This is a genomic window from Streptomyces albospinus, from assembly GCF_014648695.1.
GTDB lineage: Bacteria > Actinomycetota > Actinomycetes > Streptomycetales > Streptomycetaceae > Streptomyces > Streptomyces albospinus.
On record NZ_BMRP01000019.1, the window covers coordinates 96446 to 108829 of the forward strand.

A 12384-nucleotide genomic window follows, 5' to 3' on the forward strand; every position below is an offset into this window, starting at 1 on the left:
CCGGCGGCGATCCTCCGGAATCCTCAGTCCTCGGACCCGGACTCCGCTTCGCTCCCGTCCGCGGCCCCCGGACCGGAGTCGTCCTTGGCGCCGGTGCCGCCGTCGGCCGCCTTGCCGTTGGCGCCCTTTCCCTTGGCACCCTTGCCGGCCGCGTCACCGGCCCCCGAGGACTCGCCCGCGTCCCCCTCGGCACCGGCCTCGGGCTTCTCCGCCCCCGAGCCACCGTGCTCGTCCAGCAGCCGGGACAGCTGGCGGCCCAGGATCCGCTTGAACTTCCGCTGCTGCGGGCGCGTACGGTCCAGGGTGGCGACCTCCAGATGCTCGGCGGTCAGCGTCCGCTCGCCGCCGTTGGTGTCCCGCGACAGCGAATCCACCGCCAGCCGCAGCGCCTCCGCCAGCGTCATCCCGTCGCGGTGCCGCTGGTCGAGATAGCTGCTGATCTGGTCGGCGTTGCCGCCCACCGCGACCGAGCCGTGCTCGTCCACGATCGAGCCGTCGTGCGGCAGCCGGTAGATCTGGTCGTCCTCGGGGGCGTTGCCCACCTCGGCCACGATCAGCTCGACCTCGTAGGGCTTCTCGGCCGCGCTGGAGAAGATCGAGCCGAGCGTCTGGGCGTAGACGTTCGCCAGACCGCGCGCTGTCACGTCCTCCCGGTCGTAGGTGTAGCCGCGCAGATCGGCGTAGCGCACGCCGCCGATCCGCAGGTTCTCGAACTCGTTGTACTTGCCGACCGCCGCGAAGGCGATGCGGTCATAGATCTCGCTGACCTTGTGCAGGGCGCGGGAGGGATTCTCGGCGACGAAGACCACGCCGTCGGTGTACTGCAAGACCACGACGCTGCGACCGCGCGCGATGCCCTTGCGGGCGTACTCGGCACGGTCGGCCATGGCCTGCTGGGGTGAGACATAGAACGGCGTCGACACCGGCTATCCGTCCCTTCCTGTCAAAAGCTCTCTCACTGGCGAATGCATTGCGGAACATCCGTCCCGTCAGAGCAGCGCGGCGCGCGGGCCGTCGGGCTGTTCGAGGCGGCGCTCGTGAACCGCACGGGCGATCTCCGAGACCTCGGCCTCGGTGAGCTTCTTGAAGCCCTCTTCGGTGATCACCGTGACGATCGGATAGATCCGCCGCGCCATGTCCGGCCCGCCGGTCGCCGAGTCGTCGTCGGCGGCGTCGTACAGCCCCTGGACGACGGCGGTGGCGGCCTGATGCTCCGTGAAGTCCTCGCGGAAGAGCTTCTTCAGCGCACTGCGCGCGAAGACCGAGCCGGAGCCCGTCGCCGCGAAGCCGTGCTCCTCGGAGCGCCCGCCGGTGACGTCGTACGAGAAGATACGGCCCTTCTCGCGGTCGATGTCGTAGCCGGCGAACAGCGGCACCACGGCGAGGCCCTGCATGGCCATCCCGAGGTTGCTGCGAATCATCGTCGAGAGACGATTCGCCTTGCCCTCCAAGGAGAGTTGGGCCCCTTCGACCTTCTCGAAGTGCTCCAGCTCCAGCTGGAACAGCTTGACCATCTCCACCGCGAGCCCGGCCGTGCCCGCGATGCCGACCGCCGAGTACTCGTCGGCCGGGAAGACCTTCTCGATGTCGCGCTGCGCGATCACATTGCCCATCGTCGCCCGGCGGTCACCGGCGAGCACCACACCGCCGGGGAACGACACCGCCACGATGGTCGTGCCGTGCGGTGCCTCGATGGCGCCCTGCACCGGCGGCAACGGGCGCTTGCCCGGCAGCAGCTCGGGCGCCTGCCCGCCGAGAAAGTCCATGAACGACGAGGATCCAGGCGTCAGGAAGGCAGCCGGTAGACGCCCGGTGCTTCGAGTATTGGCTTCCACACGTTTCCTTCCAGATACCCGGCCGCCCGCCTCAAGGCGTCCGGCCGGTCCTTGAATTGACCCAAGGCTGCGTTGCAGCTGAAGCACAGTACGCCCCGGACCCTACCCGTCGCGTGATCGTGATCCACATGCACGGCGTCGGACTCCAGGCAGATCGGGCACAACCCCCACTGCTCCTTGAGCATCGCGTCGCGATCCGCTTCGCTGATGCCGTACTCGCGCTTCGAGTACCCGGCCCGTCCTTCAGCGGCTCTGCATGATTTGCAACGGGTCGACAGTCCGTCCGAGGCGGTTGCGTTGCGATGCCACTCGCTGTGCGGCTTGATCTCACCGCACCTGCGGCACTGCTTGTGTCCAGGCGGGACGTCTCTCTTCTCGCGGACCGTCTTACCCAGAGCGGCCTGGCGGCGCCGATAGCGCGCGGCGCTGCACTCCGCCACGCACTCTCGGCACCGCACTTGAAGGCCATCACGCCGGTTCTTGTCCGCAGCGAACGAGGTGAGCGAAAAACGGCGCTTACACCCGGTGCACTGCTTGTCGAGCGAATCCGGCATGCCCGTTATTGCCCACCTTTTTGCACAAATGACCGCACGAAATCCTCGGCGTTCTCCTCAAGTACGTCGTCGATTTCGTCCAGCACCGAATCCACGTCGTCCGACAATTTCTCCTGGCGTTCCTTGAGGTCGCCCGAAGCCTGCGCGTCCTGCGCCTGCTCCTCGACCTCTTCGGTGGAACGGGTGGCCTTCTGCTGTCCGCCGCCGCTGTCCTTGGTCGCCATATCCCTCACCCCGCTCGGTTCGCCCCGCTCGATGTGACCTTCAAGATCCGACCCTACAAGCAGGGTCCGACATCGGCCCTGCACTTGGTGCAACGCCCGGGAGTCACCTCCATGATTCCCGCGCCGCGGCCTTTTCAGCCGTGGATCAGCTGCCGATCATGGCGAATTTGCCATGAACCTGCCGCACATCAGCGGCCGGCCAGCGTCCTGACCAGCTCCTCTGCCGTCCGGCACCGGTCCAGCAGCTCCTTGACGTGCTTACGGGTCCCGCGCAGTGGCTCCAGCGTGGGAACCCGTTGCAGGGAGTCACGGCCGGGCAGATCGAAGATGACCGAATCCCACGAGGCGGCGGCGACGTCGTCCGCGTACTGCTCCAGGCAGCGACCGCGGAAGTAGGCCCTGGTGTCCTCCGGAGGCTTCAGCTCGGCCCGCTCGACCGCCGGCTCGTCCAGGAGCCGCTTCATCTTGCCGCGGGCCGCCAGACGGTTGTACAGGCCCTTCTCCGGCCGTACGTCGGCGTACTGGAGGTCGATGAGGTGCAGCCGGGCGGCGTCCCAGTCCAGGCCGTCCCGGCGGCGGTAGCCCTCCATGAGCTCGCGCTTGGCGACCCAGTCCAGCTCGCCGGACAGGCTCATCGGGTCGTTCTCCAGCCGCCCGAGCACGTCCTCCCACCGGGTCAGGACGTCCTTGGTCTGCTCGTCCGCGTCCGCCCCGTAGCGGTCCTCGACGAATTTGCGGGCCAGCTCGTAGTACTCCATCTGGAGCTGTACGGCGGTGAGCGTACGGCCGCTGCGGAGCGTGATCAGGTGTTGCAGCGTGGGGTCGTGCGAGACGTGGTGCAGGGTCCGTACGGGCTGGTCGACGGCCAGGTCGACGGCGATGAAGCCGTCCTCGATCATGGACAGCACCAGAGAGGTGGTGCCCAGCTTCAGGTACGTCGAGATCTCGGAGAGGTTGGCGTCGCCGATGATCACGTGCAGCCGGCGGTACTTCTCCGCGTCCGCGTGCGGTTCGTCGCGGGTGTTGATGATGGGCCGCTTGAGGGTCGTCTCCAGGCCCACCTCCACCTCGAAGTAGTCGGCGCGCTGGCTGATCTGGAAGCCGTGCTCGTGGCCGTCCTGGCCGATGCCGACCCGGCCGGCGCCGGTGACGACCTGGCGGGAGACGAAGAACGGCGTCAGGTGGCGCACGATGTCCGAGAAGGGGGTCTCCCGCTTCATCAGGTAGTTCTCGTGCGTCCCGTAGGAGGCGCCCTTGTTGTCGGTGTTGTTCTTGTAGAGGTGGATCGGCTGGGCGCCGGGGACCTGGGCGGCCCGCTCGGCGGCCTCGGCCATGATCCGCTCACCGGCCTTGTCCCAGAGGACCGCGTCCCGCGGATTGGTGACCTCGGGAGCGCTGTACTCGGGGTGCGCGTGGTCGACGTAGAGCCTGGCCCCGTTGGTGAGGATGACATTGGCCAGGCCGATGTCCTCGTCGGTGAGCTGGCTGGAGTCGGCGGCCTCGCGGGCGAGGTCGAAGCCGCGGGCGTCCCGCAGCGGGTTCTCCTCCTCGAAGTCCCAGCGGGCACGTCGCGCCCGGTGCATCGCTGCCGCGTAGGCGTTGACGACCTGGGACGAGGTGAGCATGGCATTGGCATTCGGGTGGCCGGGGACGGAGATCCCGTACTCCGTCTCGATCCCCATTACTCGCCGTACGGTCATGCGGCCCTCCTTGCCCGGCGGCGCCCCCGGGTGGGGACGGCGCTCAAGTACCGCTGCGCTTCCGGTCCGTGTGCGTGCCCCGCGTCCGCACAGCGTGACGCAGCGGTACCGAAGAGCCTAGAACGCCTCTGCGGCGCTGGGGAGATCATTACAGTCATTGCTCCAGTCCGGTTTTCCCTGGTTCATCGCTGCTGTCGGGGGCGGTCCGCTCGCCCCCGGAAAAGCGTCCGGCTGCGGACGCCCCGTGCAGGACATCCGCAGCCGGAGAGCGGTGTTACAGGTATTGGCCGGTATTCGCCACCGTGTCGATGGAGCGACCGGTGTCCGCGCCCTGCTTTCCGGTGACAAGGGTGCGGATGTATACGATCCGCTCGCCCTTCTTTCCGGAGATCCGGGCCCAGTCGTCCGGGTTGGTGGTGTTGGGCAGGTCCTCGTTCTCCTTGAACTCGTCCACGCACGCCTGGAGGAGGTGGGAGACCCGCAGACCCTTCTGGTTGTGCTCGAGGAAAGCCTTGATGGCCATCTTCTTCGCACGTCCGACGATGTTTTCGATCATCGCACCGGAGTTGAAATCCTTGAAGTAAAGGACTTCCTTGTCACCATTGGCATAGGTGACCTCCAGGAATCGGTTTTCCTCGGATTCCGCGTACATCTGCTCGACGACCGACTGAATCATCCCGCTGACCGCGGCCTTGCGCGAATCGCCGTGTTCGGCGAGATCGTCGGCGTGCAGCGGGAGGTTTTCCGTGAGGTACTTCGAGAAGATGTCCTTGGCGGCCTCCGCGTCCGGACGCTCGATCTTGATTTTCACGTCGAGCCGGCCGGGGCGCAGGATCGCCGGGTCGATCATGTCCTCGCGGTTCGAGGCACCGATCACGATGACGTTCTCCAGGCCCTCCACACCGTCGATCTCGGAGAGCAGCTGGGGGACGATGGTGTTCTCCACGTCCGAGCTGACACCGGATCCGCGGGTGCGGAAGAGGGAGTCCATCTCGTCGAAGAAGACGATGACGGGCGTGCCCTCGCTCGCCTTTTCCCTGGCGCGCTGGAAGACCAGGCGGATGTGCCGCTCGGTCTCGCCGACGTACTTGTTGAGCAGCTCGGGGCCCTTGATGTTCAGGAAGAAGCTCTTCCCGGCCGGCTGCCCGGTGACTTCGGCGACCTTCTTGGCAAGGGAGTTGGCGACCGCCTTGGCGATGAGCGTCTTGCCGCAGCCGGGCGGGCCGTAGAGCAAGACACCCTTGGGCGGGCGGAGTTCGTGTTCCTTGAAGAGGTCGGGGTAGAGGTAGGGGAGCTCGACCGCGTCCCGGATCTGCTCGATCTGGCCGCCCAGACCGCCGATCTTGGTGTAGTCGATGTCCGGAACCTCTTCGAGGACCAGTTCCTCGACCTCGCTCTTCGGGATGACCTCGTAGACATAGCCGGAGCGGGATTCGAGCAGCAGGGCGTCGCCGGGGCGGATGGTGGTGTCCAGCAGCGGCTCGGCGAGCCGCACCACCCTTTCCTCGTCGGTGTGCCCGATGACCAGCGCGCGCTCGCCGTCCTCAAGGATTTCCTTGAGGGTGACGATGTCGCCGGCGCTCTCGTACTCCATGGCTTCGACCACGTTGAGCGCTTCGTTGAGCATCACCTCTTGGCCGCGCCGGAGGTCGTCGATCTCAACGCTGGGGCTGACGTTCACCCGGAGCTTTCGCCCTCCGGTGAAAATGTCGACCGTGCCGTCCTCGTTGGCCTGTAGGAAGACACCGAAGCCGGCCGGCGGCTGTGCGAGCCGGTCGACCTCCTCCTTGAGCGCGACGATCTGGTCGCGGGCCTCGCGGAGCGTATTGGCGAGACGCTCGTTCTGAGCGGAAACGCCGGCCAGGTTGGTCTGCAGCTCGACGATCCGCTCTTCGAGAATCCTCGTGTGCCGCGGAGAGTCGGCGAGCTTGCGTCGCAGGACGGCGATCTCCTGCTCAAGATAGGCAACCTGGCCGGCTGGATCTTCAGACCCGCGCCCCGGCCGGATGCCGCGGTTGATGTCGTCGTCGTGGGCTGCCACGGTCCTCACCTCCTCCAAGGAGCTGGACGCTTCCTGACCCTACCTGGGCCGGTGCAGGTTGAAACCCCTAGATCGAAAAGACTGTCGGGGTGTGTCCGATCTTCACCCTTGCGCACGTCCTCACGCCAAGGGAATACCCACCCAACAACATCGGAAAGCGAGCGGTTGTATCGTCGAGTCGGTCAACACCCGTCAGGGCTGGCGCCACTTAGGCAAAAACGGTTCACGTACGCAGGAACGGCAGGCGAGATGACCGCGCAGGACGAAGCACCGGAGCTGGAAGTCTGGATCGACCAGGACCTGTGCACCGGGGACGGCATCTGTGCGCAGTACGCGCCGGAGGTCTTCGAGCTGGACATCGACGGCCTGGCGTATGTCAAGAGCCCCGACGACGAGCTGTTGCAGGAGAAGGGGGCCACAACCCCCGTCCCCCTGCCGCTGCTCAACGATGTACGGGACTCGGCCAACGAGTGCCCCGGCGACTGCATCCACGTGCGCCGCGTCGCCGACCTGGTCGAGGTCTACGGGCCGGACGCGGAGTGAACGGCATGGATCACGCGGCGTAGACGCGGCACGGACAGGGCGTAGCCGAGGCGTAGGGAAACGCCGGATGCGAGCACGTCGTGTGACGGATCAGGCACCCTCGGTTGTGGCACCGGCGGGGAGTTCGCTCTGGACGAACTTCCCGCCCCGCCATTGCCACTTGAGGCTCTTGTGGACGTCGGGGCAGCAGCGCGGCACATCGAGCGTGGAGTAGCCCAGGAGCGTCGTGGAGATCTCCCGGCCCTGGATGTCGAGGTCCTGGACCGTGAGCCGCTGGGCGGGCGCCAGGAGGGTCGCGACGATGCGCGGTGCGGCCTTGGGGTCGGAGGGCTGCGCGAGGACGTAGACGCCGCTGGGCGGGGTGCCGGTGTCGCTGTGGCAGCGGACCACGGCGACGGTCTCCGTGCCGCCGGTGCCGTCGAGGTCGCCGGAGACCTTCCGGGTCACGTCGAGGCGGTTGGGTCCGCAGTCGACCGGGAACGTCACCCTGCCCGGGTCGGGGGCCGGCGCGGACCGGGCGGACCGGGTGGTGGCGACCGCCGTGGCCGTGGCATCGGGCGGCTGGATGAGGGACGAGACCGCGATGACCGCCGAGATGGCGGTCGCGGTGGCGAGCCAGTGCATGGAGTGGGGCTGGGTGTGCAACAGGTCCTGGCCTGCCAAGGGCTGCACGTGGGGTAACTCCTGTGAAGTGCTGTGGCGGTGGGAGTGCCCAGCATCGTTCCACAGGAGAGGGCGGCAAGGAACCGGCGGGGGCGGAGTTTTCCGTGCAGATGCCGGGGTGGAAACGAAACGGCGCCGCCGGCGGTTCCCGGACAGGGGAACTCGTCGGCGGCGCCTGGTGGTTCGGCGGCCGGGCCGGGTGCGTCAGCCGCCCTCGGCGGAGCCGTCCGGGCGGCCGGTTGCCGCCGCCCCGTCGGGCCTTCCGGGTGCGCTCTTCTCCCGCCCACCCGGCCCGGTGTAGTCCTCCCCGTAGGCGCCCTTCGCCGGCCGGCGGCGGCGCAGCGGGGGCTCGACGCCGTCGGCGAGACGGCGCGCGGTGAGCAGGAAGCCGGTGTGGCCGATCATGCGGTGGTCGGGGCGGACGGCGAGGCCCTCGACGTGCCAGGTGCGGACCATGGTCTCCCAGGCCGACGGCTCGTTGAAGGTGCCGTGTTCGCGGATCGCCTCGACGGTGCGGGCCAGCTGCGTGGTGGTGGCCACGTAGGCGCACAGGATGCCGCCGGGCACCAGCGCCTTGGAGACGGCCTCCAGGCACTCCCAGGGGGCGAGCATGTCCAGGATGACGCGGTCGACGTCGGTGTCGGAGAGGTTGTCCTGGAGGTCGCCGACGGTGAGCGTCCAGGCGGGGTGCGGGCCGCCGAAGTAACGCTCCACGTTCTGGGTGGCGATCTCGGCGAAGTCGGCGCGGCGCTCGTAGGAGTGCAGCATGCCGTCGTCGCCGATGGCGCGCAGCAGGAAGCTGCTGAGGGAGCCGGATCCCACCCCCGCCTCGACGACGCGGGCGCCGGGGAAGATGTCGGCCATCGCCAGGATCTGCCCCGCGTCCTTGGGGTAGACCACGGCGGCACCGCGGGGCATGGACAGGACGTAGTCGGGGAGCAGGGGGCGCAGCGCGAGGTAGGCGACGTTCCCGGTGGTACGGACAACACTGCCCTCGGGAGCGCCGATCAGCTCGTCGTGGGGGAAGGCTCCCTTGTGGGTGTGGAAGCTCTTGCCCTCTTCGAGCGTGAAGGTGTAGTGGCGTCCCTTGGGGTCGGTGAGCTGGACCTGGTCCCCGACCTTGAAGGGCCCGCGACGGCGGGCGGCACCGGTCGGTTCGGACATGTGACCAGCCTACCGGCCACGCGGCATGCCCCGTACCAGGGGAGCCGCGGGCGGGGTGCCGGAGCGCGGGGCCGGCCGCGCCTCCGGGCGGGCGGCGGTGCGGGGGGGCCGCGGGCCGGGCGCTATCGGGACCGTCGAACGCGGCTGTCCCCCCGGCTGGGGGCTACCCAGGGGTGCGCGGCGAGAACCGCGGGTGCGGGGACGGGCCGGGGGGCGGGGAGGGCGGGAGGGTGCGGCCGAGGGCGTCGGCAGGACGGCCGCGCGCAGCCGGTGCGGGGCCGGCGCGGGCAGGCTAGGACGCGCGGACCGTACGGGTGGCCGAGGCGGCTCAGGACGGGCGGGCCATGGCGGCGACGAAGGCGCGTTCCACGTCGGCGGTGGACAGGACGCCGTAGATCTCGCCGGTTCCCTCCACGACCAGGTATTCGGTGGCCGGGGTGGCGCGGAGGTACTCCAGGAGGTCCTCGCCGGCCAGTTCGGCGCCGACGCGCATCCCGTCCTTGAGGTCCTGGGCGAGGGTGCCCACGGGGACCCAGGGGCGGCGGTGGTCGGGGACGCCGACGATGGCGGCCTCGCGGACGAGGGCGGTGGGGGTGCCCTGGCGGTCGACGACGACCAGGGCGCGGGCGCCGGCGTCGTTGGCACGGCGCAGCGCCTCGGAGAGCGGGGTGTCGGTCTCGACGGGGATGGCGCGCCGGGTGAGCGTGCGGGCGGTGAGGTCGGGGAGGCGTTCGCGCAGCCGGGCCATGCGGAGGCTGTTGCCGGCGCCGGTCCAGATGATGGCGGCGAGGATCGCGGCGAGCAGGGCGTCGGTGAGCGAGTCGGCGCCGCCGATCTCTTCGGGGGCGCGGCCGAGAGCGCCGGTGTGGGTGAGCAGCGGCAGGCCGATGAGGACGGTGACGGCGAGCGCGCGGCCGACCCAGGCAGCGGCGATGGTGCCGCTCATGGGCCTGCCGGTGATCTTCCAGACGACGGCGCGCAGCATCCGGCCGCCGTCCAGGGGGAGGCCGGGGAGCAGGTTGAAGATCGCGACGATGAGGTTGGAGATCATCAGGCCGGCGAGCAGGACGCCGGGGACGGTGCCCGGTTCGACCATCTGCATGCCCACGTAGAAGACGCCGGCGAGGACGAGGGAGAGCAGCGGGCCGACGAAGGCGAGGACGAATTCCCGGCCGGGGGTCTCGGTCTCCTTCTCGATCTCGGAGACGCCGCCGAAGAACTGGAGCTGGATGCGGCGCACGGGGAGCTTGAAGCTGAGCGCCGCGACGGTGTGCGCGAGTTCGTGGACGAGCACGGAGGCGTAGAAGGCGACCGCGAAGAAGAGGGAGACCAGGTAGCGGGCGGCGCCGAGCTCGGGCAGCACGCGCTCCAGTTGGCCGCCGAAGACCCAGGTGATCAGGGCGGCGACCAGGAACCAGCTGGGCGCGACGTAGACGGGCACGCCGAAGGGGCGACCCATGAGGATGCCGCCGCCGGTGCCCCGCTGCCTGCCCGGCGCCGGTCCCTTGGAGCCGCTGGTGTCCTCGGGCTGCTGGGGCGGCTGGGTCTGCGCGGACTCCTCGGGGTCCTGCGGCTTCCCGCTCTCGTCCACGGCATCCCCTCGTCGAATACGGCATTGGCGCCTGCTCTGCGTGATAACTCGATCATGCAGGGCAAAGGTGCCCGACGTCGATGGTATGCGGAGCTTCCCGCCGTGATCCGACGCGGGTGCCGGGGGCTGTCACCCGGTCTGCGGCGGGCAGTTCGCGGGCCGGGGCGCTCACCGCTCGTGACCCGTCGGCGATTGTCAGTGGCGGGCCGTAGGGTTTCGTGGCATGGGATGGAGCACGGAGAAGACCGAGGCGGCGCCGCAGGGTGGCGGGCGCGAGTCCGGTGCGGCGCAGGAGGCGGCCGGGGTGCCGGCGCAGGGCGGGGCGCAGCCGCCGGTGGCGCTGTCGCCGTCGCGGGCCGGCGATTTCATGCAGTGCCCGCTGCTCTACCGCTTCCGCGTGATCGACAAGCTGCCGGAGAAGCCGAGCGCGGCGGCGACCCGGGGCACGGTCGTGCACGCGGTGCTGGAGCGGCTCTTCGACGCCCCGGCGGCGGAGCGTACGGCGTCCGGGGCGCGGGCGATGGTGCCCGGCGAGTGGGAGAAGCTGCTGGCCAAGCGCCCGGAGCTGGCCGGGTTGTTCGAGGACGACGCGGACGGGGCGCGGCTGGGGCAGTGGCTTGCGGAGGCCGAGGCGCTGGTGGAGCGGTGGTTCTCGCTGGAGGACCCGACGCGGCTGGAGCCGGCGGACCGCGAGCTGTACGTGGAGACGGTGCTGGATTCGGGGCTGCGGCTGCGGGGGTTCATCGACCGCGTCGATGTGGCGCCGACGGGCGAGGTGCGGCTGGTCGACTACAAGACGGGCAAGGCGCCGCGACCGCAGTTCGCCGAGGGCGCGCTGTTCCAGATGAAGTTCTACGCACTGGTGGTGTGGCGGCTGCGGGGTGTGGTGCCGCGGCGGCTCCAGCTGGTGTATCTGGGCAGCGGGGAGGTGGTCACGTACGACCCGGGTGAGGCCGATCTGCGGGCCGTGGAGCGGAAGTTGCTGGCCCTGTGGGAGGCGATCCGGGTGGCGACGGAGACCGGGGACTGGCGCCCCCGGCCGACGAAGCTGTGCGGCTGGTGCGACCACCAGGCGCACTGCCCGGAGTTCGGTGGCACTCCCCCGGTGTACCCGTTGCCCGTGCGGGCGGCGGTGGCTGATCCGGCCGGAGGGCCGGGGGTTGCCCCACGGGAGACGCAGTCGTAGCCCGTGCGGGCGGCGGTGGCTGATCCGGCCAGGGGTCCGGGGGTTGCTCCCCGCGGACGCGGTCGTTGCTGGTGCGCCCGGCGGACGGCGAGGGCGGGCCGCAGGGCAGAATGGAGCTGATCGAATAGATCGAGCCCTGTCGAAGGAGCGCTTGTGGCTATCCGCGTCCTGCTGGTCGACGACCAGCCCCTGCTGCGTACGGGTTTCCGGATGATTCTGGAGGCGGAGCAGGATCTGGCGGTCGTCGGTGAGGCGGGCGACGGTCTCCAGGCGCTGGACCAGGTCCGGGCACTCCAGCCCGATGTGGTGCTGATGGACATCCGGATGCCGCGGATGGACGGTGTCGAGGCGACCCGTCAGATCACCGGTCCGGCGAAGGACGGTCCGGCCAAGGTGCTGGTGCTGACGACGTTCGATCTGGACGAGTATGTCGTCGAGGCGCTGCGGGCCGGGGCGAGCGGCTTTCTGCTGAAGGACGCGCCGGCAAATGAGCTGGTGCAGGCGATCCGGGTGGTGGCGGCCGGCGAGGCGATGCTCGCGCCGAGCATCACCCGGCGGCTGCTGGACAAGTACGCCGGTCATCTGCCGTCGGGCGAGGAGCCGGTGCCGGACACCCTCCATACGCTCACCGAGCGGGAGGTGGAGGTGCTGAAGCTGGTGGCGCGCGGGTTGTCGAACGCGGAGATCGCGGCGGATCTGTTCGTCAGCGAGACGACGGTGAAGACGCATGTGGGCCATGTGCTGACGAAGCTGGGGCTGCGGGACCGGGTGCAGGCCGCGGTGTACGCGTACGAGAGCGGGTTGGTGCGGCCCGGCGCGCAGTAGCCCTTGGCGGCCCGCGGGCCGCGTCAGGAGCGCAGAGCAGGCGGGGCCGGTCCGGGGA

12 protein-coding genes are annotated in these 12384 nt (G+C 69.5%); 3 read left to right on the forward strand and 9 right to left on the reverse strand.

Features of this window, described 5'->3' with window-relative positions:
- Nucleotides 1-23 precede the first annotated feature (23 nt).
- The 6 genes from prcA to arc form a co-directional block, all read right to left on the reverse strand.
- Nucleotides 24-923, reverse strand: coding sequence for a proteasome subunit alpha (gene prcA / locus IEZ17_RS24810; RefSeq protein WP_189303671.1), 900 nt, complete (start codon nucleotides 921-923; stop codon nucleotides 24-26).
- Nucleotides 924-989: 66 nt separating this feature from the next.
- Nucleotides 990-1835, reverse strand: coding sequence for a proteasome subunit beta (gene prcB / locus IEZ17_RS24815; protein WP_189303673.1), 846 nt, complete (start codon nucleotides 1833-1835; stop codon nucleotides 990-992).
- The gene (locus IEZ17_RS24820; RefSeq protein ID WP_189303675.1) at nucleotides 1787-2389 is read right to left on the reverse strand and encodes an endonuclease VII domain-containing protein; all 603 of its coding nucleotides are present in this window, start codon (nucleotides 2387-2389) and stop codon (nucleotides 1787-1789) included. Before IEZ17_RS24820 ends, prcB begins: the two co-directional genes overlap by 49 nt.
- A gap of 5 nt (nucleotides 2390-2394) precedes the next feature.
- On the reverse strand, nucleotides 2395-2613 hold the full coding sequence (locus tag IEZ17_RS24825; protein WP_189303677.1) for a ubiquitin-like protein Pup: 219 nt from the start codon (nucleotides 2611-2613) through the stop codon (nucleotides 2395-2397).
- A gap of 188 nt (nucleotides 2614-2801) precedes the next feature.
- Nucleotides 2802-4313 carry a depupylase/deamidase Dop gene (gene dop / locus IEZ17_RS24830; protein WP_373299919.1) on the reverse strand — a complete coding sequence of 504 codons (1512 nt, stop codon included), beginning with the start codon at nucleotides 4311-4313 and terminating at the stop codon, nucleotides 2802-2804.
- A 274-nt stretch (nucleotides 4314-4587) separates the two neighbouring features.
- Nucleotides 4588-6354: a proteasome ATPase gene (gene arc / locus IEZ17_RS24835; RefSeq protein WP_189303679.1), complete on the reverse strand. Its 1767-nt coding sequence runs from the start codon at nucleotides 6352-6354 to the stop codon at nucleotides 4588-4590.
- A gap of 249 nt (nucleotides 6355-6603) precedes the next feature.
- On the opposite strand from arc, the gene IEZ17_RS24840 reads away from it, so the two are divergent.
- Entirely contained in the window at nucleotides 6604-6897 is a 294-nt protein-coding gene (locus tag IEZ17_RS24840) for a ferredoxin (protein ID WP_189303681.1), read from the forward strand.
- A gap of 90 nt (nucleotides 6898-6987) precedes the next feature.
- Here the strand turns inward: IEZ17_RS24840 and IEZ17_RS24845 are convergent, their stop codons facing one another.
- The 3 genes from IEZ17_RS24845 to IEZ17_RS24855 all read right to left on the reverse strand — a co-directional run bounded on the left by IEZ17_RS24845 (nucleotide 6988) and on the right by IEZ17_RS24855 (nucleotide 10315).
- Entirely contained in the window at nucleotides 6988-7569 is a 582-nt protein-coding gene (locus IEZ17_RS24845) for a hypothetical protein (RefSeq protein WP_189303683.1), read from the reverse strand.
- A 195-nt stretch (nucleotides 7570-7764) separates the two neighbouring features.
- Complete coding sequence (locus IEZ17_RS24850) at nucleotides 7765-8724, reverse strand: tRNA (adenine-N1)-methyltransferase (protein WP_189303685.1); 960 nt, start codon at nucleotides 8722-8724, stop codon at nucleotides 7765-7767.
- 328 nt (nucleotides 8725-9052) lie between these two features.
- Nucleotides 9053-10315, reverse strand: a complete 1263-nt coding sequence (locus tag IEZ17_RS24855) for a site-2 protease family protein (protein WP_189303686.1) — start codon at nucleotides 10313-10315, stop codon at nucleotides 9053-9055.
- A gap of 223 nt (nucleotides 10316-10538) precedes the next feature.
- Here IEZ17_RS24855 and IEZ17_RS24860 point away from each other — a divergent pair, with 223 nt between their 5' ends.
- Nucleotides 10539-11501: a RecB family exonuclease gene (locus IEZ17_RS24860; RefSeq protein WP_189303688.1), complete on the forward strand. Its 963-nt coding sequence runs from the start codon at nucleotides 10539-10541 to the stop codon at nucleotides 11499-11501.
- A gap of 153 nt (nucleotides 11502-11654) precedes the next feature.
- On the forward strand, nucleotides 11655-12326 hold the full coding sequence (locus IEZ17_RS24865; protein ID WP_136743828.1) for a response regulator: 672 nt from the start codon (nucleotides 11655-11657) through the stop codon (nucleotides 12324-12326).
- Nucleotides 12327-12384: the final 58 nt, after the last annotated feature.